At 40.0% G+C, this 23984-nt stretch carries 19 protein-coding genes, 1 tRNA gene and 1 pseudogene; 3 read left to right on the forward strand and 18 right to left on the reverse strand.

Annotation, left to right across the window (positions count from 1 at the left end; genetic code table 11):
• Nucleotides 1-41: 41 nt before the first annotated feature.
• The 9 genes from A4H00_RS02740 to rpmB all read right to left on the reverse strand — a co-directional run bounded on the left by A4H00_RS02740 (nt 42) and on the right by rpmB (nt 10137).
• Complete coding sequence (locus A4H00_RS02740) at nt 42-995, reverse strand: IS30 family transposase (protein WP_067086998.1); 954 nt, start codon at nt 993-995, stop codon at nt 42-44.
• Between the two features lie 122 nt (nt 996-1117).
• Nucleotides 1118-2482 (reverse strand): glycoside hydrolase family 32 protein, encoded by a 1365-nt coding sequence (locus A4H00_RS02745; RefSeq protein ID WP_067087001.1) that lies wholly within the window; start codon nt 2480-2482, stop codon nt 1118-1120.
• Nucleotides 2483-2501: 19 nt separating this feature from the next.
• Nucleotides 2502-4115 carry an ABC transporter substrate-binding protein gene (locus A4H00_RS02750; protein WP_067091410.1) on the reverse strand — a complete coding sequence of 538 codons (1614 nt, stop codon included), beginning with the start codon at nt 4113-4115 and terminating at the stop codon, nt 2502-2504.
• A 72-nt stretch (nt 4116-4187) separates the two neighbouring features.
• A complete protein-coding gene (locus A4H00_RS02755) occupies nt 4188-5075 on the reverse strand; it encodes a carbohydrate ABC transporter permease (RefSeq protein ID WP_067087004.1) in 888 nt (295 codons plus the stop codon).
• Between the two features lie 11 nt (nt 5076-5086).
• Nucleotides 5087-6001: an ABC transporter permease gene (locus tag A4H00_RS02760; protein WP_067087006.1), complete on the reverse strand. Its 915-nt coding sequence runs from the start codon at nt 5999-6001 to the stop codon at nt 5087-5089.
• A 124-nt stretch (nt 6002-6125) separates the two neighbouring features.
• A complete protein-coding gene (locus tag A4H00_RS02765) occupies nt 6126-7151 on the reverse strand; it encodes a LacI family DNA-binding transcriptional regulator (protein WP_067087009.1) in 1026 nt (341 codons plus the stop codon).
• Between the two features lie 185 nt (nt 7152-7336).
• Nucleotides 7337-9001, reverse strand: coding sequence for a DAK2 domain-containing protein (locus A4H00_RS02770; protein WP_067091413.1), 1665 nt, complete (start codon nt 8999-9001; stop codon nt 7337-7339).
• A gap of 2 nt (nt 9002-9003) precedes the next feature.
• Nucleotides 9004-9369, reverse strand: a complete 366-nt coding sequence (locus A4H00_RS02775; protein ID WP_067087011.1) for an Asp23/Gls24 family envelope stress response protein — start codon at nt 9367-9369, stop codon at nt 9004-9006.
• Between the two features lie 579 nt (nt 9370-9948).
• Nucleotides 9949-10137 (reverse strand): 50S ribosomal protein L28, encoded by a 189-nt coding sequence (gene rpmB, locus A4H00_RS02780; protein ID WP_067087013.1) that lies wholly within the window; start codon nt 10135-10137, stop codon nt 9949-9951.
• 231 nt (nt 10138-10368) lie between these two features.
• Here rpmB and A4H00_RS02785 point away from each other — a divergent pair, with 231 nt between their 5' ends.
• Nucleotides 10369-11322 carry an IS30 family transposase gene (locus A4H00_RS02785; protein WP_067086998.1) on the forward strand — a complete coding sequence of 318 codons (954 nt, stop codon included), beginning with the start codon at nt 10369-10371 and terminating at the stop codon, nt 11320-11322.
• A gap of 1119 nt (nt 11323-12441) precedes the next feature.
• Here A4H00_RS02785 and A4H00_RS02795 read toward each other — a convergent pair.
• Both A4H00_RS02795 and A4H00_RS02800 read right to left on the reverse strand, forming a co-directional pair.
• Nucleotides 12442-13323 carry a class II fructose-bisphosphate aldolase gene (locus A4H00_RS02795; protein WP_067087018.1) on the reverse strand — a complete coding sequence of 294 codons (882 nt, stop codon included), beginning with the start codon at nt 13321-13323 and terminating at the stop codon, nt 12442-12444.
• A 173-nt stretch (nt 13324-13496) separates the two neighbouring features.
• A tRNA-Leu gene (locus A4H00_RS02800) sits at nt 13497-13582 on the reverse strand.
• Nucleotides 13583-13771: 189 nt separating this feature from the next.
• Between A4H00_RS02800 and A4H00_RS02805 the strand changes: the two genes are divergently transcribed.
• Nucleotides 13772-14725 carry an IS30 family transposase gene (locus tag A4H00_RS02805; RefSeq protein WP_067087021.1) on the forward strand — a complete coding sequence of 318 codons (954 nt, stop codon included), beginning with the start codon at nt 13772-13774 and terminating at the stop codon, nt 14723-14725.
• A gap of 45 nt (nt 14726-14770) precedes the next feature.
• Here the strand turns inward: A4H00_RS02805 and A4H00_RS02810 are convergent, their stop codons facing one another.
• From A4H00_RS02810 to tig, 3 genes are all read right to left on the reverse strand, one after another.
• On the reverse strand, nt 14771-16378 hold the full coding sequence (locus tag A4H00_RS02810) for a CTP synthase (protein WP_067087023.1): 1608 nt from the start codon (nt 16376-16378) through the stop codon (nt 14771-14773).
• Nucleotides 16379-16488: 110 nt separating this feature from the next.
• Nucleotides 16489-17079: a DNA-directed RNA polymerase subunit delta gene (gene rpoE, locus A4H00_RS02815; RefSeq protein WP_067087026.1), complete on the reverse strand. Its 591-nt coding sequence runs from the start codon at nt 17077-17079 to the stop codon at nt 16489-16491.
• Nucleotides 17080-17265: 186 nt separating this feature from the next.
• Nucleotides 17266-18549, reverse strand: coding sequence for a trigger factor (tig, locus tag A4H00_RS02820; RefSeq protein ID WP_067087029.1), 1284 nt, complete (start codon nt 18547-18549; stop codon nt 17266-17268).
• Between the two features lie 205 nt (nt 18550-18754).
• Between tig and A4H00_RS11380 the strand changes: the two are divergent.
• A pseudogene (locus A4H00_RS11380) lies at nt 18755-19743 on the forward strand (transposase).
• A 337-nt stretch (nt 19744-20080) separates the two neighbouring features.
• Here the strand turns inward: A4H00_RS11380 and A4H00_RS12420 are convergent.
• From A4H00_RS12420 to lacZ, 4 genes are all read right to left on the reverse strand, one after another.
• Nucleotides 20081-20338, reverse strand: coding sequence for a DUF4767 domain-containing protein (locus A4H00_RS12420; protein WP_082815577.1), 258 nt, complete (start codon nt 20336-20338; stop codon nt 20081-20083).
• Nucleotides 20332-20472, reverse strand: a complete 141-nt coding sequence (locus tag A4H00_RS11800) for a hypothetical protein (protein ID WP_157770975.1) — start codon at nt 20470-20472, stop codon at nt 20332-20334. Before A4H00_RS11800 ends, A4H00_RS12420 begins: the two co-directional genes overlap by 7 nt.
• Complete coding sequence (locus A4H00_RS02840; RefSeq protein ID WP_067087039.1) at nt 20473-20724, reverse strand: hypothetical protein; 252 nt, start codon at nt 20722-20724, stop codon at nt 20473-20475.
• Nucleotides 20725-20922: 198 nt separating this feature from the next.
• Nucleotides 20923-23961, reverse strand: a complete 3039-nt coding sequence (lacZ, locus tag A4H00_RS02845) for a beta-galactosidase, LacZ type (protein ID WP_067087042.1) — start codon at nt 23959-23961, stop codon at nt 20923-20925.
• Nucleotides 23962-23984: the final 23 nt, after the last annotated feature.

Consider the following 23984-nt stretch of genomic DNA (forward strand, 5'->3'; position numbering starts at 1 on the left):
AAATATAAAAAAGAGGGAACACGCTAAATTTCAAGTTCAAGTTAGCCAGTCTGTAAAAATTCTCTAGGAGATTTGTAACCCAATATCTTCTTTGGATAGTTGTTAATCCAGTTTTCAATAAATGCGACTTGTTGTTGCGTCGCATTTTTGCTTCCCTTAGGCAACCAACGCCTGATGAGTCTATTATGATTCTCATTAGTTCCTCTCTCCCAAGAGGAATAAGGATGGGCATAATAAATGTTCTCAGGATCAAAGACATCTGCCAAACGACTGAATTCAGGCCCGTTATCAGCTGTGATTGAGTTAATTTGATACTCTCTGAGGATCATTTTCAGAGCTTGATTGACTGAAGACGCGGACTTATCGGGAATAAGTCGGATGATTTGATAACGACTCTTTCTATCAGTTAGAGTCAACAGGCACTCGTTTTTTGCCCGTGTTTGAATAACCGTATCAATTTCAACATCACCAACATTCTCACGCTGATTAATGCTTTCAGGCCGTTCCTCAATCGATTTTCCAGCCGGCTTAAAGTTGGGACTCGCTTGCTTTTTCTTCGTTTTCTCTTTTCGAGGATAGAGCATGTCATCCTTGGTCAATCCTAAGTGTCCATGATGAATCCAGTAGTAAATGGTGGAGACGGAGACAGGTATCCCTTTTGCTTTTACCATCATCTCAGGAGAGTATTTCTGTTTGATGTAGTGCAGAATCTTTTCTTTGAGTTCCTTGGTTAGGGAAGCCTGCTTCACAGAATGTTTACGATTGTTTTGATAGGCTTCTTGAGCGAAGTCAGCTGAGTAGATTATTTCAAATTTTCCTTTACGCACTTGTTGTCTAACCTGACCACGTTTGACTTCGTTGTGAATAGTTTGAGGAGCTTTAGCCAATCTCCTAGCGATTTCACGATTTGAGAACCCTTCTTGAAGCCAACGTTCAATCATTCTACGCTCAGCTAGTGTCAACTGTTTCCTTTTTGGTGTATAATAGTTTTGCATCTCAGAATCTTTCTAATTGTTGTTGTGGTGATTACAATTATATCTCTCTGAGATGTTTTTTCATACCATTGAGTGGCTAACTTCATTTTAGAACTTTCGAAAGAGGGAACACCCCCTTTTTTCTAATATGTAACTAACTGGCGTTTGCCTGACAAGAAATAGGTACTGGTCAAGCTATCCTGACCGCCATTCACAAAGAGTTCGATGCTATTTGTATCAAGAACCACTAATACGTGGGGATTTTCAGCTTGCACAGCACGGCGTTCCGTAGACCAGGCTTCCTCTCCTTGAATCGCTTGTTTTAATGAACTGCGATCAATGTAGACTTCTTGCCTTTCTGCATCATAGCCAAATTCGATATAGTCCGCTTCGCTTCCCAATCGAAAGACCTTTCCACCACTCCAATCTCCTTGGAAATAGCCGACTTCAACTGCTCCTTGCTCAGGTAAGACGGGTAATTGCTCTAACAAGCTGGCAGGAAGTTCTTGAACCAGTACCCCGTTATCCCATTTCAATTTTCTTGGTAAGGTCATAGCACAAGCCCACTTATGGTCTAATTGATCCGTGATATTGGTCCGACCCCAAGTCTGCATCCAAGCAATCATAATGCGTTCCCCAGCTGTATTTTCCAAACTTTGAGGTGCATAGAAATCATGACCGTGGTCAATTTCTTTGACTGTTTCCAGTTCAAAGACCTTCTTGTCCCAATCTACACGACCTGTCATAATGACAGAAGAATTGATATTTGCATAGTCAAGACCTGTCTTTTCATATCGCATCGGCGACATAGCTAGGCAAGACACCCCATCCAATTCAAAGTAATCAGGACACTCCCACATAAAGCCTTGATGTGGCTCACCTTTTAAGAAAATAGAAGCAAAGTTCCAATTGACTAAGTCGGGTGATTCAAGTAGAACAATCGTCCCAACATCCTCACGATGTTTGGCAGCAACAACCGCATAATAATGGCCATTTTTTTCAAATAATTTTGGGTCTCGGAAATCACTGGCAATGAGCTCTTCTGGTAGCATCTCCCCTGTCGCAACTGGATTGGAGTCTAATTTTTCAAACTGAATGCCGTCTTTGGAAAAAGCCATGTTTTGCACTTGTGAAATAGAGCCATCTGCATTAACAATATGACCGGTATACATCAACCAAAGAACATCGTCTTTGACAATAGCACTTCCTGAGAAGCAACCATCCTTATCATAAGATTGATCAGGAGCAAGGGCCACTGGGAGATGTTCCCAATGGAGCAAATCCCTACTCTTTGCATGTCCCCAGTGCATTGGCCCCCACTGTGTTCCGTAGGGATAATATTGGTAAAACAAATGGTATTCCTCTCTGAAATACACCAAACCATTCGGATCGTTGATCCAGCCTATCGGCGCTGTAAAGTGAGCCTCAGGCTTGTACAAAGGATTCACCTCTGCTTGATGCTCCGCAATATACTCGTTGGCTTTGGTTACACTCAATACTTCTCCCATATTTTCTCGCTCTCTATTTCTATTTTTGATTTTCTAAGTATTTATCGTAGTATTTTTGTTTAATGGCTAACCAATCTGACAAGCCATATTTTTCTAATTCCTTGAGATAGTCATCCCATTCTTTATCGATGTTGCCGTTAACAATCCACTCTGCACGTTTGCGATAGATATAGTCATTCATATCTGCTTCAATTTGAGCAAGTTTATCCAAATCTTCTTCTTCCATGAAGACACGTGGGTAGATAGAATCATTGTTCATATATGGAACATAGGTCTGCTTCAAAATATCTAAGCGCCATGCAGCATCATCTGGTTTTGTTGTCACTTTACCATAGTAGCTGTCTAGGATAGCAAGAGGTCCTCCTACTTCTGTCTTCTGACGAAGCTCTCCTGGTGCTGTTCCTTCAAGTGGCAAGTGTTTCAAACTATTGGTTGCTTTGTCAAATTCAAAGATATTTTGTTGCGTATCATCGCCATAAGTCCCCCAGTTATTTTGAACAGATTGCAATGGTGCATACTGGGCATCAATCCATTTAGCTGTCAATTCAAGGTTTTTATTAGCACTTGTAATCACCATACGGTCGCGTGAGAAGCCCATTCCATTTGTACGAGCCACATGTTTTTTACCGCTTGGTCCTGCTAGGACTGGTAGGACATCATAGCTATCGTTAAAACCTGAAACGTTCGCCTTATCCCATGTAAAGTAAACCCCATATTGATGTTCGCCACCTTTTGCAATATAGGTGTTCCAATCTTGCTCAAAGGCTTCTGGATCAAGCAACCCTTTTTCTTGCAATTGACGAATAAATTTTACACCTTCTTTGTATTCTGGGTTGTCAGCCGTAAAGTCTACCACACCGTCATTTCCAACGACCAAGTGATCATCGTTATCCCCGATACCAAACGCTCCAAACAAGAGTTTGAAATCTTCATTTCCACCAGCATTGATAAAGGACATTGGAATTTCATCAGCTTTACCATTTCCATTTGGATCTTGTGTCTTGAAGGCTTCTAGAACTTTCACCAATTCATCTGTGGTAGTTGGCATTTCAAGATTTAATTTTTTCAGCCAATCTTTGTTAATCCAAGCCATGTCATTCACAGAGTGAATCGATTCTTTTCCGTCACCCAATTCCTCAATCCAAGGGAATGAATAGATATGACCATCTGGTGCTGTCATCAAGGCACGGTATTCTGGCTTCTCTTCCAAAATCTTCTGCAAGTTTGGCATGTATTTCTCAATCAAATCTTCAACCGGAATAATCACACCTTGTTTTGCCCATTTAACCAATTCGACATCAGAAGCACCGTCATTATGAATAGCATCTGGCAAGTCACCTGACGAAATATCCAAATTACGTTTTTCACCAAAATCAGATGAATAGTTTGTCCAGTCAATATGGACACCTGTTTCTTCCTCTAAACGTTGGTAAATCAATTTATCATTCGGATCTTTGGGAGCCAGTGGTGAACTACCTGTGATAAATTTCAAGGTCACTTTTTCCTTGAGCGGGAAAGAAACATTTTCGAGCTTGTAATCTGGACTTGAAGCTGTATTTTTGCTACCACAAGCAGCCAAGACCAAAGTAGATGTTGCTAATAGAGTCGCACTAAGACTCATCCATTTTTTCATTTTCATGAGAAAACTCCTTTTTTATTAATACAAATTTACTGATACTCTCTAAAAACTAATTTTCAGCGAGTATTACCCTTTCAATGATCCTGCCATAATACCCTTATCAAAGTATTTCTGGAAGAATGGATACATAACAATCAACGGTAAACTAGAGATAACAATTGTTGCATACTTAATCATTTCTGCAATCCGTTTCATTTCATTCATCGCAGCCTGAGCCCCAATCATATCTTTTCCTGGCTCACTTTGAATCAAAATCTTCCGCAAAACAAGTTGAAGCGGTTCTAAGTTTGGATCTTTGATATAAATCATGGCATCAAAGTATGAATTCCATTGTCCGACAAAAGCATATAGGAAAAGGACAAACATGATTGGCTTAGCAAGTGGCAACATAATCTTGACAAAGATTTCTAAATCATTTGCTCCGTCAATATAGGCTGCTTCTAACAACTCATCTGGAATACCTTGGAAATAAGTCCGTGCCAAAATGATATTCCACACATTAATAGCACCTGGTACAATAATGGCCCATACGGTATTTAGCATCCCCAAATCTTTCACAAGCAAATAAGTTGGAACCAGACCTCCACCAAAGAACATGGTAAAGATGAGAAAGGCATTAATCCATTTCTTTCCAACCAAATCCTTTTTCGATAAGGGATAGGCGGTCAGAACGGATAAAAACACCGTTAGAGTAGCAAAACTGAAGGAGTAAAAGAGAGAATTGAAGAAACCTCTTATAATTGACTTGTCACTAAATACCCTTTGATAGCCTTCAACCGTCCAATCAGCCGGATTAAAACTAATTCCTTTGCTAACAAGCACTTGAGGATCCATAAAGGAAGCTACTAAAATATAGATTAGCGGAACAAGTGTAATAAGGACCAAAAAGGCAATGATGATTTTATTGACAACTAGCATCCGCCGGTCAAATTTCGTATAAATCTGCGTATTCATTTTATCCTCCCTTATAATCCTTGACCATCATTCATTCGTTTCACAATTTGATTCACTGCAACCAATAAGATAACGTTGATAACGGCATTGAAGAGCCCTACTGCTGTCGAGTAAGAATAATCTCCTGAGACAAGACCGACCTTATAAACATAGGTTGAGATAATCTCGGAACTCGTCAAGTTGAGTGATGTTTGCATCAAGAAGGCTTTTTCATAGCCGACATTCATGATATTTCCAGCTGCCAGCACAAATTGAATCACCATAACAGGTCTTAAGGCTGGCAAATCAATATGCCAAATTCGTTGGAAAATATTGGCACCATCCATCTTCGCTGCTTCAATCAGGGACGTATCTACATTGACCAAGGTTGCTGTATACAGTGTAGAAGCCCAACCCATTCCTTGCCAGATTCCACTAAAAATATAAAGTGGTCTGAAGGCATTGGGATCGGTCAAAAAGTTCGCTTTAATCCCAAAAAGTGATAGTAGGCTATTGATTGGACCTCCAACTGAGAAGAAGAGAAATATCATTCCGACAATAACCACAACAGAGATAAAGTTTGGTGCATACAGAATGAGTTGAATCCGCTTTTTCGCCTTATCGCTTAGTAACTGATTGAGCATAATTGCCAAGATAATCGGTGGTAAGAAACCTAACAGCAAGCCATACACACTTAATTTCAAGGTGTTCCCTAACAAAATACCGAAGTTAGGAGAGGAGAGAAATTTAGTGAATTCTTGAAATCCAATCCACTCACTTCCCATTACACCCTTTAAAGGGTTGTAATCTTTAAAGGCAATCAAGACACCGTACATCGGTATGTACTTAAAGACAAACGTCAACAACAAGCCAGGAAATAGCATCATTAGCAATACTTTTTGCCGTTTGATCCTACTCCACAAAGAGTAATCCTTTCCTACGTTCATAATTCCTCCTTTTGAAACGTTTCAAATTTGAGAGAAAGGAGAAAACCTATTCACTCTTAATAGATTTTCTTTTTTGAAACGTTTCAGTTTTGTTGTAAAAAATAAATTTCCTACCTATAGTCTATCATTGGTAGCGCTTTCTGTCAAGTGTTTTTAAAAATTTTTTTGTTGTTTTTCCTTCAACATAGGAAATTGGTAAAATACTTTGGAGTTTAGGCTTTTGATTTTGTATGATAGCTAGCAAAATATCTACAGCTGTTTGAGCCATCTGCTTTAAGGGTTGCTTAATCGTAGATACATGGTAGTTTCTATCATTAGAAAAACGAATACCATCATAACCTATCACTTGAACATCATCAGGGACTCGTTTACCTTGTTTCTCTAGAATAGCAATCACATCTAAAGCTGTAAAATCATTGATTGCAAAGATACCATCAATTTGCGGATGTTGTTCCAGAAAAGCTTCTAGCTGTTCTAGAAAATTATCAAATGGCTCTTCTAAATCAAAAATCAAGCATTCCTTATCCGTCAACCTTACTGTCTCTTCAAAAAATTGACGGCGTTTTTTGGTCTCATTGACCGTGTTGTTGTGACTCCCCACAAAAGCTAGATGCTGGCAACCCTTTTCTAAAAGCATTTGCGCTGCAAGTTCACCACCTGTTTGATTATCAGATGTGACACAAGCAATTTCCTTATCCTGATACGTTCTATCAATACTTACAAAAGGAATATTCGATGCTAAATAATCTTCAATTGGACTATAGGTAATCGCAATAATGCCGTCTACCTTATTTTGTCTCAACATAGATAAATATTCAATCTCTTTTTTTGCGCCATCTGTATTGCACAGCAATAATTTATAATTCTTCTTGCTGAGGGCTTCTTCAACAAAAAAGGCAAACTCGCTAAAGAATGGATGCCAAATGGTCGGCAGAATTAAAGCGACTGTCTCTGTCCGATTGGTTTTCATTCCTCGGGCATAAACATCTGGAATATAATCAAGCTCAGCAATCGCTTGTTGAACCTTTTCAAGCGTTGTTTTCTTAATACCTTGCTCTTGGTTGATGACACGCGATACTGTACCTACACTGACGCCCGCTCGCTGTGCTACATCTTTCATTGTAACCGATTTTTTTTGCTTATCCTCCATCACTTCACCTCCTTTGTTTTTTATTATATCATTTTTTGAAATCGTTTTCCATATTTTTTTCAAGAAATAGATTATCTAGCTATGAAAGTACAAAAGAAACCCATTCCTAATCTACAAGAATAAGTCGTTTTCTCACCAATATAGACTAGCAAAAAAGCCAAGCACTACTGCTCAGCTTTCTCATTCTATTCAACACTAAACAAATATGGGTATACTGGTTGGCCACCTTGGTGGATTTCCACTTCAATGTCTTCAAATTTTTCTTCTAATGCTTCGGCGAGGGTTTCGGCTAATTCTTGATGACCATCTTCTCCAACGTAGATAGTAACAATCTCGCTGTCTTCATCTAGCATCGCTTCAAAAGTTGCCTCTAGCGTTGCCATCATATCAGGATTAGACACAACAATCTTACTGTCAACCATGCCAAGATTGTCATTTTCATGAATTTCAAGACCGTCAATCGTCGTATCACGAACTGCCGTCGTCACACTACCACTTTTAACATCGACAAGCGAAGCTGTCATCGCTTCAAAGTTTGCTTCAATATCGCGGCTTGGATCAAAGGCTAATAAACTAGTAAATCCTTGCGGAATCGTCCGTGTTTCCACGACTTTGACAGCTACTTCTGCAACTTCTGCTGCTGATTGAGCCGCCATTAAGATGTTCTTATTATTCGGCAGTAAGATAACGTTGCGTGCATTGACCAAATCAATTGCCTTCACAAAGTCTTCGGTAGAAGGATTCATGGTTTGACCACCTGAAATCACATAGTCTACCCCTTGTGACTTGAAGATTTCAGTTAAACCTTCACCCGCTGCAACAGCAATCACTGCGTATTCTGTTTGTTCAGCTGGCTTTTGGAAACTTTCTTCTTTTTCCACCTGCGCTTCGTGTTGCTCACGCATATTATCTACTTTGACCTTGACCAAACTACCATATTGAAGACCTGCCTGCATAACCAGTCCTGGATCCTCCGTATGGACGTGGACTTTCACGATTTCATCATCATTCACTACCAAGAGAGAATCCCCTAAGTCATTCAAATAGGTACGAAATTCTTCGTAATCAAATTCTTTTACATAAGTTGGCCCTTGACGAAGAGCCACCATGATTTCTGTACAGTAACCAAATGTAATATCTTCTGTTGCAACATGTCCCGCTACTGACTTATGATGCTCTGCATTAATCATCCCAGACATCACCGCAGGAGTTGCTTCAAAATCATCAGAAGCAATGTATTCACCAGTTAAAGCCGCTAAAAAGCCTTCATAGATATAAACCAGACCTTGGCCACCAGAATCTACTACACCAACTTCTTTCAATACCGGAAGCAAATCTGGTGTTTTCTTGAGTGCACGTTTTGCTCCCTCTAGGGTTGCACGCATCACTTCAACTGCATCATCTGTCTGCTCAGATTTTTTCAAAGCTGCAGTTGCTGCACCACGAGATACCGTAAGGATTGTCCCTTCAACCGGCTTCATTACCGCTTTATAAGCTACTTCAACACCATGCTGGAAGGCTTGTGCTAGGTCTTTTCCTGTTAACTCGTCTTTTCCTTTAACTGATTGGCCAAAACCACGGAATAATTGAGAAGTGATTACTCCTGAATTTCCACGAGCTCCCATCAACAAGCCTTTGGATAAAATTTGAGCTGCTTCACCAACCGTATTAGCAGGTTTATCAGACACTTCTTTTGCACCATTGGTAATGGTCATGCCCATATTGGTTCCTGTATCTCCATCTGGAACAGGAAAGACATTTAATGAATTCACATATTCTGCTTGTTTATTCAGACGAGTTGATGCAGCTTGCACCATTTCTTGAAATAAACTAGTTGTAATTTTAGACACCATTATTCTCCTACGACTTTGATATTTTGAATATAGACATTGACCGTATCTGCTGCAATCCCTAATTGATTTTCCAAGTTAAATTTCACACGCTCTTGGATATTACGAGAAACCTCACTGATTTTGACACCATAGCTCATCACAGTATAGACATCTACTGCGATATGCCCTCCTTCTGTCGTCTTAATCACAACACCCTTGGCATAATTTTCCTTACCGAGAAGCGCTTGGAAATTATCCTTAATCGCAGATTTGCTGGCCATACCAACAACGCCAAAAATCTCTGTCGTAGCACCACCCACAACCGTAGCAATGACATCATCTGTTAGCTCAATCTGGCCATCTTTTGTATTGATTTTAACCGTCATTTTTCGTACCTCAAATCATTTTATCACTCTATTTTACCATATTTTCTCACGAGTGTAAAAAACTAGGCTGTTACAGCAGATTAGACTTTTCAAACGGATAGTAGCACGCCTTCGGCAATAAAATAAAAAAGGTCATTGGACTGTCTCGGATTGCAGAAAAAGTTTTTTTGAGATACTTTTCTTAGGTGGTACGGACGGTAGCGACTTCCTGTGGAGTAAAATAATCCAGTGGATTATTTTAGCCCGAGCCCAGAAACAAAGGAGCGAGGATAATCGATTTCAGCGAAATCACGACTTCTGTCTCACTCCCACTTTTAGCACGGCGGTGGTGGCGGTATTATGCTCGCTACGCTCGCAAATTTTCTAACCTTGAAACTACAGAAATTTAAATATTGTTGTAATGTTTTTCTGAATTGTGAGGTTTGCCTACATTCTGAAACAGCTTATCAGGCTATCTGCATTTTCCGGTTTTAAGATTCAGAGAAAAAGAAGTCCACCGGACTTCTAAACTCGCTATTCTGTTTTCTTAGCTCGTGAAAAAGAGGTCCACCGGACCTCTAGACTCGCTATTCTGTTTTTTTAAACACGTTCAATTTTACCTGATTTAAGTGCGCGAGCTGAAGCCCAAACTTTTTTAGGTTTTCCATCAATCAAAACAGTTACTTTTTGAAGATTTGGTTTTACCGCACGTTTTGTTTGGTTCATCGCATGTGAACGGTTGTTTCCTGATACAGTTTTACGACCTGTAAAATAACATACTTTAGCCATGTGTATTCCTCCTCATTTGATCAAATATTACGGATGTGCTAGCACCACATACTTGACTATTCTACCAAAAAATATGACTCTTGGCAAGAAGAACTTTTAATTTTTTTAAAATCAGCACATTGTCAAGCCAAGCGAAAGTTCTAAAATGAAGTTAGCCACTCAATGGTATGAAAAAACATCTCAGAGAGATATAATTGTAATCACCACAACAACAATTAGAAAGATTCTGAGATGCAAAACTATTATACACCAAAAAGGAAACAGTTGACACTAGCTGAGCGTAGAATGATTGAACGTTGGCTTCAAGAAGGGTTCTCAAATCGTGAAATCGCTAGGAGATTGGCTAAAGCTCCTCAAACTATTCACAACGAAGTCAAACGTGGTCAGGTTAGACAACAAGTGCGTAAAGGAAAATTTGAAATAATCTACTCAGCTGACTTCGCTCAAGAAGCCTATCAAAACAATCGTAAACATTCTGTGAAGCAGGCTTCCCTAACCAAGGAACTCAAAGAAAAGATTCTGCACTACATCAAACAGAAATACTCTCCTGAGATGATGGTAAAAGCAAAAGGGATACCTGTCTCCGTCTCCACCATTTACTACTGGATTCATCATGGACACTTAGGATTGACCAAGGATGACATGCTCTATCCTCGAAAAGAGAAAACGAAGAAAAAGCAAGCGAGTCCCAACTTTAAGCCGGCTGGAAAATCGATTGAGGAACGGCCTGAAAGCATTAATCAGCGTGAGAATGTTGGTGATGTTGAAATTGATACGGTTATTCAAACACGGGCAAAAAACGAGTGCCTGTTGACTCTAACTGATAGAAAGAGTCGTTATCAAATCATCCGACTTATTCCCGATAAGTCCGCGTCTTCAGTCAATCAAGCTCTGAAAATGATCCTCAGAGAGTATCAAATTAACTCAATCACAGCTGATAACGGGCCTGAATTCAGTCGTTTGGCAGATGTCTTTGATCCTGAGAACATTTATTATGCCCATCCTTATTCCTCTTGGGAGAGAGGAACTAATGAGAATCATAATAGACTCATCAGGCGTTGGTTGCCTAAGGGAAGCAAAAATGCGACGCAACAACAAGTCGCATTTATTGAAAACTGGATTAACAACTATCCAAAGAAGATATTGGGTTACAAATCTCCTAGAGAATTTTTACAGACTGGCTAACTTGAACTTGAAATTTAGCATTGTCAAGCCAAGTGCCATTTATAAAATTCTAAAAAATATAGGATTTGTTGCACTAATTGCTTGATTTATTTGTAATTAGTGATACAATAGAAATTAGAAAGCGCTTTCTTTTTCATCTTCTTCCTATTTTTATGTGCACGATAGCTCTGAAAACGTTGGAAAATGCATGCTTTTATTAACTGTTAATTTATTATCTTGTACGATAATAAATAAGGTTACTGCAACAGATATAAATAGTAGTGCCGCAATCCAAACAGACGAAGATTACACTGCTCAGCAAAGCGAGATTGAGAATGAATTATCTCACTGTTGATGGAGAGAGAGTCTATTTTGATTATGAACAAGCTCAGAAAAACAGTGAAGATTAGGTGAATCGAAAATTTAATCTAGATAAATATCTAAAGGTAGAAACCCCTATTCACGGTAACTATTGTGGTCCAGGACACAATGGGGATAATGTCATTCTACCGGTGATTGATGTATTAGCTTAGGGATGCCAAAATCATGATAGATATTACCAGTAGGAAGGATGTCATCGTCCGTTATTAGAGTATCTCTGCATCAATAGACATTGGATTCTAGCCGATGTCCACTGAAAGGCAGATACTATGAAGATTTATTTCGAGGTGATACAATGTTAAAGGTTCGTCAATTCGTATCGCGATACAAGATAGATTGGTATTGTGTATTAGTTGTGCTACTATTGTGGTCCACTCTTTTTTGGGCATCTGAGTGGCAACTGTCATTTTTGGGGAAAGAAATGACTTGGTTTGAGCTACTACTAAGATATACTCTACCGAATATGGGAGTTGTGTTTATAATTTCTTCTATCTTTCTGCGTAGAATAAAACTGTTTATTTTAGGTGTGGCTTGCTATAATGCTTTTCTACTCACCTATGCTTTTGAATGGTTTCGCTACAGTATAATTCATTGGTTTACTAATCAATAATGGTCACTTCTCTGACTATTGGTATGCGTCAAACTATTAAATCTATAGAAGAGTTGAGGCTGGACACTTTTGTCTGGCTCTTTTTTTCATGGCTTTTAGCCATAATAAAACAACTTCTCCACGGAGAAGTTGTTAGATGTTTGGGCTAATTAAGCCTTGTTTTCAGAACCGAAAACGTCAATACGCTCTTCAACAGATGCTTGGATAGCTTTTACACCGTCAGCCAAGAACTTACGTGGGTCAAAGAGTTTTTTCTTGTCGTATTCTGCTTCGTTTGCTTCATAAGATGCTGCAAATTTACGAGTTGCGTTTGCAAATGCGATTTGGCACTCAGTATTTACGTTTACTTTTGCCACACCAAGTTTGATAGCTGCTTGGATTTGCTCATCAGGAATACCAGAACCACCGTGAAGTACGATTGGGAAACCTGGAACAGCTTCTGTCAATTTCTTCAAGTGATCAAGGTCAAGACCTTCCCAGTTCGCTGGGTATGGACCGTGAATGTTACCGATACCTGCTGCCAAGAAGTCGATACCAGTTTCTACCATTGCTTTTGCATCTTCGATTGGAGCAAGTTCACCAGAACCGATAATTCCGTCTTCTTCTCCACCGATTGTTCCAACTTCAGCCTCAACCGAAATTCCTTTTGCGTGTGCCAATTTAACCACTTCGCGTGCTTTTTCAAGGTTTTCTTCAACTGGAAGGTGTGAACCGTCAAACATGATTGAAGTGTAACCTACTTCGATACACTCAAGTGCATCTTCGTAATGACCATGGTCAAGGTGAATAGCTACTGGAACTGTGATGTTCATTGATTCTACAAGGTTTGCAATCAAGTTACGAGCTACTTTGTAACCACCCATGTATTTTGCTGCACCCATTGATGTTTGGATTAAAACAGGAGCTTTTTTAGCTTCTGCTGCACGCAAGATAGCTTGAGTCCACTCAAGGTTGTTTGTGTTAAATCCACCAACTGCGTAACCATTGTCACGAGCTGCTTGGACGAATTTTTCTGCTGAAACGACTGGCATTTTCTAGCCTCCTCTTAATTTTTGTGGGCTTCTCCCACTTACATTGTTTATTTTATCACGTTTTCGAGAAAAACGCCACTTTTTTTCTGCTCTTTCAATCTAGTTTTTGAAAAATGCGTAGATTTTCACATCCTATTTACAAGAAAAAGACTGGATAAACCAGCCTTCATTAGTGCGGAGAGAGGGACTTGAACCCTCACGACCTAAAGCGGTCACAGGATCCTTAGTCCTGCGCGTCTGCCAATTCCGCCATCCCCGCGATTGAGTACCTTAACAGTATATCAAGGATTGACTCTCTTGTCAAGAGATTTTGTCAACTTTTTTCAAATTTTCATGTTTTCTTACTATTAAAAAGTTCTAAAATGAAGTTAGCCACTCAATGGTATGAAAAAACATCTCAGAAAGATATAATTGTAATCACCACAACAACAATTAGAAAGACTCTGAGATGCAACACTATTATACACCAAAAAGAAGACATTTGACACTAGCTGAGCGTAGAATGATTGAGCGTTGGCTTCAAGAAGGGTTCTCAAATCGTGAAATCGCTAGAAGATTAGAAAAAGCTCCTCAAACTATTCACAACGAAGTCAAACGTGGTCAGGTTAGACAACAAGTGCGTAAAGGAAAATTTGAAATAATCTACTCAGCTGACTTCGCTCAAGAAGCCTATCAAAACAATCGTAAACATTCTGTGAAGCAGGCTTCCCTAACCAAGGAACTCAAAGAAAAGATTCTTCACTACATCAAACAGAAATACTCTCCTGAGATGATGGTAAAAGCAAAAGGGATACCTGTCTCCGTCTCCACCATTTACTACTGGATTCATCATGGACACTTAGGATTGACCAAGGATGACATGCTCTATCCTCGAAAAGAGAAAACGAAGAAAAAGCAAGCGAGTCCCAACTTTAAGCCGGCTGGAAAATCGATTGAGGAACGGCCTGAAAGCATTAATCAGCGTGAGAATGTTGGTGATGTTGAAATTGATACGGTTATTCAAACACGGGCAAAAAACGAGTGCCTGTTGACTCTAACTGATAGAAAGAGTCGTTATCAAATCATCCGACTTATTCCCGATAAGTCCGCGTCTTCAGTCAATCAAGCTCTGAAAATGATCCTCAGAGAGTATCAAATTAACTCAATCACAGCTGATAACGGGGCTGAATTCAGTCGCTTGGCAGATGTCTTTGATCCTGAGAACATTTATTATGCCCATCCTTATTCCTCTTGGGAGAGAGGAACTAACGAGAATCATAATAGACTCATCAGGCGTTGGTTGCCTAAGGGAAGCAAAAATGCGACGCAACAACAAGTCACATTTATTGAAAACTGGATTAACAACTATCCAAAGAAGATATTGGGTTACAAATCTCCTAGAGAATTTTTACAGACTGGCTAACTTGAACTTGAAATTTAGCGTTTTCTTACTATTAAGGCCCAAAGATTAGTGGCTATTTTTCACCGCTGCTGTTACAAAGGCAGTGTATAGGCCTTCTGGACGGTTTGGACGACTGGAGAGTTCTGGGTGATACTGACATGCCACAAAGAATTGATTATCAGGAATTTCCACAATTTCGACCAGACGATTATCAGGTGATACACCAGAGAATACAAAACCTGCTTTTTCAAAGGTTTCACGGAATTGGTTGTTAAATTCGTAGCGATGACGATGGCGTTTTTGGACAACATCTTGATGGTCATAGGCAGCTGCGGCACGACTTCCTTTTTTCAACTTAGTTGGATACAATCCCAAGCGAAGCGTTCCGCCCATGTCTTCGATATCGATTTGATCGCGCATGATATCAATGATTGGATACGGTGTTGCTGCATCCAATTCTGCAGAATTTGCCCCTTCAAGTCCAAGAACATGGCGGGCAAACTCGATACAAGTTAACTGCATTCCAAGACAAACCCCCAACATTGGCACATCTTGTTCGCGTGCATATCTGATGGCTTGAATTTTTCCTTCTGTTCCACGTTGACCAAATCCGCCAGGAACGATAATACCATCCGCATGACCAAGCAAGTCTACTACATTGTCCGCTGTCACATCATTGGCATTGATCCAATCAATCTTCACTTCCGCATCATTGGCATAGCCAGAATGTTTCAAAGCTTCCACAACAGAGATATAGGCATCTTGCAATTCCACATATTTTCCAACCAAGGCAATCTTCACTTGTTTTTTCAAGTTCATGACCTTGTCCACCATAGCAGACCATTCTGTCATGTCTGCTGCTGGCGCATCAATCTTCAAATGGTCACAAACGATTTGATCCATGTTTTGTGCTTGCAAATTGAGCGGAATTTGATATAAATGCTCTACATCAAGCGACTCAATCACTGCTTCTGGTGCCACATCACAAAATTGGGCCAATTTATTCTTAATGCCTTGACCAGCCGGCTCTTCTGTCCGAATCACCAACATATTTGGCTGAATACCAAGTCCGCGCAATTCTTTAACCGAATGCTGAGTTGGCTTGGTTTTCATCTCACCTGCCGCCTTCAAATAAGGAAGGAGAGTTGTGTGGATATACATAACATTATCAGCGCCCACATCCGCCTTCATTTGGCGAAGAGCTTCAAGAAATGGCAGACTTTCAATATCTCCAACTGTTCCTCCGACTTCTGTGATAATCACATCTGAGTCCGTTGTCGTTGCAGCTCGTTTGATTTTTTCCTTCAAAGCATCTGTAATATGCGGAATGACCTGAACGGTTGCTCCCAGATATTCTCCTTTGCGCTCCTTACGAAGAACTTCGCTGTAAATCTTCCCTGTCGTCACGTTTGAATATTTATTGAGATTAATATCAATAAAACGTTCATAATGACCCAGATCAAGGTCCGTCTCTGCTCCATCATCTGTAACAAATACTTCCCCGTGCTGATACGGGCTCATTGTCCCTGGGTCAATATTGATGTATGGGTCAAATTTTTGAATTGTGACCTTCAAACCGCGATTTTTCAAGAGACGTCCCAAACTAGCAGCTACAATCCCTTTTCCGATTGAGCTGACCACGCCACCCGTTACAAAAATATACTTTGTTGCCATGCAATTCTCCTTAAAAAACAAAAATAGCTCCCTGAAACAGGGAGCACTGACCTCAAAAGAGGTGCCCGATTAATAGCATATCGAAAATGAGAACATTTGTCAAATGATAATTATGCCTCATCGACTGTATCGTCATCTTCTTCAGAATAATCATCATCTTCTTCATTCAATTCGACTTCTTCATCAACCAAATCCTCGTCTGGGATAATTTCATTGATTTCTGAATCGTATGACTCTACTTCATCTTTTTCGTCATCTGGATTGTCATCGCCATATTCAGTTGCAGCCGTTGCATCAAATCCATCTTCATCCTCTGGATCATCATTTCCGTAATCGATCGCATCCTCATCGCCATCCATAAAGGCATTGACACGTTTTTTCTTCCGTTTTGGTGCATCTTCATCATCTTCTTCAAGTGTAATGACTTCTTCATCAATCTCATCAATCGCATACCATGAACGAAGCCCCCATTTGTTTTCACCTAGAGGGATGAAGCTACCGTCCACATTCAAATCAGAATAGAAGGTAGGAAGGGCAGCACGAATATCGCTATTTGATTTTTCAAGATAGTTTTGCACCTCATTCACTAAATCATTAAAATACATCTCGTTATCACGGCCACGTTCTTCCAAGATAGCACGTGCCACCTCAATCATGGATAGTTCACTTTTTTCTTGTCCTGCAAATACCGTTAATTCCAAGGTTATTCTCCTTATGTCTATCTGAGTCCGTTTCAGCAACAAAAGCTTAGGACGCATTCATTTTTGTCTTTCCTTACTATTTTACGCTAAAATCAGTAAATAGTCAAAGATAATTTTATCCTTATAAAAATGAGAGAAAAATAGAAGCTGAGACTTAGCTCAACCTCTATTCATCGATTTTTTGTGTTATTTTACAGTTGCTGTGCTTGTAATCACTTCCACAGCTTTTTTCACTGCAATGTCATGTTTCAACATATCTTCTGAAAGAAGGCGACGTACTTGTTCTACTTCCATGTTATATGTTGCAGCCAATTCAGTGATTTCTGCTTCGATTTCTTCTGCTGTTGCTTCAAATCCTTCTGCTTTTGCTACTGCTTCAACGACAAGATTTGTTTTTGTGCGTTTTTCAGCATCTGCTTCGTATTGTTTATGAAGGTCATCTTGTGTAGTTCCTGTGATTTGGAAGTACATGTCTGGTGAGATACCTTGTTGTTGCATACCGCCAAGGAATTCGTTGATAGCGCGGTGTACTTCTTCGTGAACCATTTCTTCTGGAAGGTCAACGATTTCTGCATTTGCAACTGCCAAATCAAGCGCTGCTGATTCAACTGCATCGTCAAAAGCAATTTCTTTTGCTGCTTCTAATTCTTTGCGGTATTTCGCTTTCAACTCATCAAGTGTTTCCACTTCTTCGTCAAGATCTTTTGCCAATTCATCATCAAGTGCTGGCACTTCTTTTGCTTTTACTTCATGAATTTTTGTCACAAAGAGAGCTGGTTTTCCTGCCAAGTCTGCTGCTTGGTAATCTTCAGGGAAGGTTACTTCTACATTTACTTCTTCACCTGCACTGTGACCTACCAATTGGTCTTCAAATCCTGGGATAAATTGACCGCTACCAAGAGCCAATGAGAAGTTCTCACCTTTTCCACCGTCAAATTCAACTCCGTCGATTGACCCAACAAAGTCAATCACAACTGTATCGCCTTCAGCTGCTGGTTCCTCCTTGATGACCAATTCTGCTAACGTATTGCGTTCGCGCTCAACTTTTGCATCTACTTCTTCATCTGTTACTTCTTTTGTTGCTTCAACAGATACTGCTAAGTTTTTGTAGTCACCTAATTTCACTTCTGGTTTTGTAACGACTTCAGCAGTAATCGTCCAGTCTTGACCTTTTTCCATTGATACAACGTCGATTTTTGGTTGCGCAACCACTTCAAGACCTGCTTCTGCTACCGCTGCTTCATAGGCTACTGGTAAAAGAGCATTGACAACATCTTGGTACAATGATTCTTCACCAAATTTTTGGTTGAAGACCGCACGTGGCAAGTGACCTTTACGGAATCCAGGTACGTTAATATCTTTCTTAACCTTGTTAAATACACGATCCAATTCTGGTTTGATAGCATCTTGAGCGATTGTAAATGTCAAGACACCACGGTTTGTTTCTTTTGATTCAAATGATACAGACATTCTGTCATTTCTCCTTAAAATTTTATTGCATACACGCTATTATATCATATCTCTCTATATTCTCCAAATTTTTGTGCCAAATCTTTTCATAACGTAATTTCCCAAAGTAAGTTCCACTTTCGTTTTCGAAGCGGAAGTTAGTCTAAAACGGATTTTTATGGTGGAATTAAGTCTGAGACGTTTGGGTTAGAAATGAGCCCTTACGATGACAAAATACAAACACCTTACCCTCTCAGACCGCAATGATATCCAGCTAGGATTAGAAAGAGGAGATTCCTTCAAAACCATCGCACAATTCATCCTTAAAGATCCTACTACTGTTTCCAAAGAAATCAAACGTAACAGACAGATCAGAACATCTACTAGTGATGGGCTTCCTTGTCCTCTCCTTGATAAGGCTCCTTTTGTCTGTAACGCTTGCCCTAAGAGAAGACAAAATTGTGGCTATAAAAAAATATTCTATTTCGCTAAACAAGCTCAAAAACAATACGAACAAACTCTCGTTGAAGCTCGTGAAGGAACACCTCTCAATTCTCAAACCTTCTGGGACATGGATAAAATCATTTCAGATGGGGTGAGAAAGGACGGTCTTATGAGGACTTCCAAAAGTATTTGACCCATAACCAACTAACTTCTTGGTTAGAAATGGACACGGTTATGGGGCGTATTGGTGGAAAACTGCTCCTCACTTTCAACGTCTCTTTCTGTAACTTTATCTTCGCTAGACTTCTGGACAATAAAACTGCCGCTGAAGTCGCTAAGCACCTCTACGAGATCAAGAAGGCCTTCTTTCAAGCAGGGAAAGATTTCCATGAGTTATTCCCTGTTATCCTAACTGACAATGGTGGGGAATTCGCTAGAGTCGATGATATTGAAATGGACGTGAGAGGAGAGGTAAACCTCTTCTTCTGTGATCCTAACCGGTCTGACCAGAAAGCAAGAATCGAGAAGAAGCATACCCTCATTCGAGATATTCTCCCTAAAGGAACGAGCTTTGATACCTTAACTCAGGACGATATCAACCTGGTCTGTTCGCATGTCAATAGCGTGAAACGCGCTGCTTTGAATGGAAAGTCAGCTTATGAACTTTTTACGTTTACCTATGACGAAGAACTGGCTAAGCTTCTCGGTATTTCCTTAATTCCCGCTGAAGACGTCTGCCAGTCTCCTAAAGTATTGCAACATAAATCCTAAAAACGAACCGAATAAAATCCACTCAAACGTCTCACACTAACTTCCACCATAGCGGAACTTAATCTGAAACGCTTTCAGATGAGGGGTTTTTGTGCGCTCTTTTTTTCAACTACCATTCGCCTAAAAAAGCCATGAAATCAACAATTATAAAAACCAGTGGAACTTACTCTGACATGGATTTCCACTGGTTTTTAACGTTTTTATCAGACTAAATGCCACTTTAAGAGGCTATGGAAGTTAGTTTGAGAATTTAGCATTGCGTATCGGTTATGACAGAAGCTACAAAATCGTCTTTACTATATGGAGCCCCATATCTGCTAGCACGATGCGCCCTCGCCTAATTCGAGCATTGTTTAATTGTCAAATTTCTCTGTTCCACAGAAATTGAACTGGTTTGCACTGCACTCCCTTCTTCTCCCTTAAGGACCCTTTTAAAACCTGCTTGAAGTTCTTGATTTTCCGTCGGTTTGACATAGACCCTATCACCATTTGTAGTGGGCGAATGAAAAACAATCACCTCCCCTTGCGCCGTAACGGCAAAGAAATAGGTATGAACATCCGGGTAATTATTCCAATTTTTATAAATTTCTACAATACGGTAGGTGCAGTACCGTCACCAGTCTCTGAGAGTTGGGCATCTAATTTTTGGGAGGATTCATCCTCATAAGAATAGATTTGGTCTATCATTTTGCCAGCTTCTTGTTCTGCCACATAGCCTATCTGTCCCATTTACTGGCTCCACTCTTCAATAAAATGCACCAACTGAACATACTTCCCTTGATCCCAAAACGTCTGAATAGCTGACGCTTTAGTGTCCACCTCAGATATTTTTCTTACTTGACCACTAGAAGTAGTAGTTGATGTATCGTTTGAGTTGATTTCGCTTCTCTTGTCTGGCGTGACTTCTTCCTTTTGGCTACAAACGCCTAGCAAAACTATTGCTAATACGAGACTCCCAATTATTTTTCCATAGGACTGCATAATTAACTCCTTTCTACATGTTACTTTTATTATGATCTATTCCAGAGCTTATGACTATCCTGAACCCTTCTAAATTAAAGTTAGCATCTTACATTAGACTGTTCCAAATGAAGCCAAGAAAGACTTCGCTTGCCAATACTTGTGTCCCCTATAAAACCAAAAGGATTTCCATCATCTGGCTTTGGAAATCCTTTCGTACTACTCACCTATTGTGTCTAACCAAAACGAAAACATGTAGGCTGTATTTGCTTCTAGCAAGTATTCATCATGAACTGGTGCGCCCCAAGAATTATCTCCTCCAACACCCATTTGAGCCGCCAATAGACGAATCCATGTGAATTGAGATGGTCCCAATTCTTCTTGGTGCGTTGCTTGCTCTAATTCATAAGCACTATGTGGTAACACACTCATTTCGAACGGTTTGTCCTTAGCGGTAAAACGCAAACCATACCCTTGCGAATCTGCCACTTCCAACCATCTAACATTACAACGATTCCCTGTTTCCTGCGGAACTAGGTAGGGCTGTAAATTTTTCTGAGCTGTTGTGTCAAAAATACCCAATCGTGCTCCTGACTTGCGATCAATATAGTTCTCCTCTGGTCCGTAGCCATAATATCGCACATGATGATAAGAGTTTTTTACCTTAAAATCAATCCCATATAGGGGTAAACTTGGTAGACCTTCATATCCTGGGTAATGTCCCTCAATCCGAATACGCCCCTTTCCATCAACCATATAAGCAACAGTATGAACAACATCTGTACCAATCGGCAACTGATGAGTGAATCGAATCGTTACTCCCGTCATAGATTCTTCCACGGATACATCAACACATTTTTGATATAGACTGGCACCTAACCAACTCCCCCTATCAAAACCATGCTTTGCTCCTCGATCATTGTCTGTTAAAGCACGCCAAAAGCTTGTCTTAGGAGTTCTGGTAATAAATTCCGTCCCATTTTTCACATAAGAAACTAGGCCACCTTCAATGACAGAAAATAAAATATCAAAATTATAGCCATGCACTCCAATATGACCATCACCCTTGACTACACGAAAATCGGCTGGAAAATCGGCTGGAAAATCGGCTGGAACCACACTAGACTCTACACATTGTATTGTCTGACCCCAACTCAATTCATGCCCTTTTTCTGCCCACAATGTATCCTTGCATAAATGCTGAGTTACCTCATAGGTATATTCACCTGCTATTGTTTGTCTTGGATAATCAAGCGATACATAGGTCACTTCTCCAGCTAAAATCGTTCGTTGAAATTCCTTTTGCCAAATTAACTCTCCATCACGCCTCAAGCGGGCTACAAAATAGGAATCACTAGTATCAGCAAACAAACATTGATTATGGATGGTTACTCCATGTACATCCGGCTTCAGGATGACATTTGCATACAATTGTTTCACCTCTTGTAATTTCGCAGTCGGTTTGCGATTAGCAAATACTAAGCCATTGCCGCAAAATTCAAAATCTGTAGCACGATCCCCCCAATCCCCACCGTATGTAAGGACTTTTTGACCAAAATCATTCTGCTTGAAAAGCGCTTGGTCAATATAGTCCCAGATAAAACCTCCTTGATAATGTGGATACCGATTCGCCAATTCCGTATAAAGGTGCATTCCTCCTAAAGAATTTCCCATCGCATGCATATACTCACACAAAATAAGCGGCTTAGAAGGTTTCTTCTCAAGATATTGGATTACATCAGCAGGCGTGGTGTACATCTGCGACTCTACATCGCTGGCCTCTTCAAACTCTCTATTCCAAAAAACACCTTCGTAGTGGACAATTCGTGTATCATCCACCTTGTGGAAAAATTCCGTCATCGCAGCGATGCATTCCCCAGCATACGATTCATTCCCGCAAGACCACATCAGGATGGATGGATGGTTTTTATCTCTCTGGAACATGTTGTTTGCACGATCTAACACATTCTCACGCCACATCGGTAAACTCCCCGGTACATTCCATGAAGGTTCGACTCCGACAGGCTTCTGCCAAGAGCCGTGACTTTCTAAATTCGCTTCGTCAATTACATATAAGCCATATTCGTCACATAGCTCATACCAGCGACTCTGGTTTGGATAATGAGATGTCCGCACAGCATTAATATTATGCTGTTTCATCAGACGAATATCCCAGAGCATTTCTTTCTCAGTTATTGCACGCCCCCTTTCCGGATGAAATTCGTGTCGGTTGACTCCTTTGAAAATAATACGTTCTCCATTCAGATACATCACTCCGTTTTGGATTTCAAACGTCCTAAAACCAACCTGTTGCCGTACAACTTCAATAGTCTGGTTATCCCGAACAAGCCGTAATTCCAACTGATAAAGATTTGGTTGCTCTGCACTCCAAGTAAGCACCGAAGAAAGTTGTTTTTCTAAAATAATTTTTTCTTTGGCTACTTCACGGTGCTGATAAACAACATCTCCTCCTGCATTTTTCAATTCTGCACAAAGATAAACATCTGTCACATCGCCGACAATTTGTAGCTCTGCCCAAAAAGAACCATTCTGATAGTGATTCGCTAGGCTTCCCTTTACAAATAAATCTTGCACATGAACTTCCGGAATAGCATATAGATAGACTTCCCTAAAAATCCCTGAAAATCGCCAAAAATCTTGATCCTCTAACCAACTTGCACTTGAACGTTTATAAACTTCAACAGCTAGCTTATTTTCCCCTTTTTGAATATACTCCGTAACATCAAACTCAGATGGCGTAAACGAGTCTTCTCCGTAGCCTATAAATTGACCATTTAGCCATACATAAAAGGCTGTTTCAACCCCTTGAAACGATAAAAATATTCGCTTATCCTGCAAAGGATTTTCTAACTCAAACTCCTTTACATAAGAACTAACTGGATTGTACTCTTTTGAGATATGCGGGGGCCGCAATGCTTCCTGACCATCCCAAGGATACAAAGAATTGATATACTGAGGAGTATCATATCCTTGCAACTGTATGTGCCCCGGTACCTGAATCGTATTAAAAGAACGGACATCATATTCCAATTTATAAAAATCCTTGATTCTCAAACTTGGGTTTACAGCATAGGCAAATTTCCAACTACCGTTTAGCGATTGTTTTAATGGGCATAGCTTCGAATCCGCTTGCGACACTGTTTCATAATATGCGTGCGCAGAATGCGCCGGAATCGTATTCACTCCAAACACTTCAGAATCCTCTAACCATCCTAAACTAGGTTCTCTATAATTCATCATTTTCTCTTTCTATTGACATT

The sequence above is a fragment of the Streptococcus marmotae genome (assembly GCF_001623565.1).
Classification (GTDB): domain Bacteria; phylum Bacillota; class Bacilli; order Lactobacillales; family Streptococcaceae; genus Streptococcus; species Streptococcus marmotae.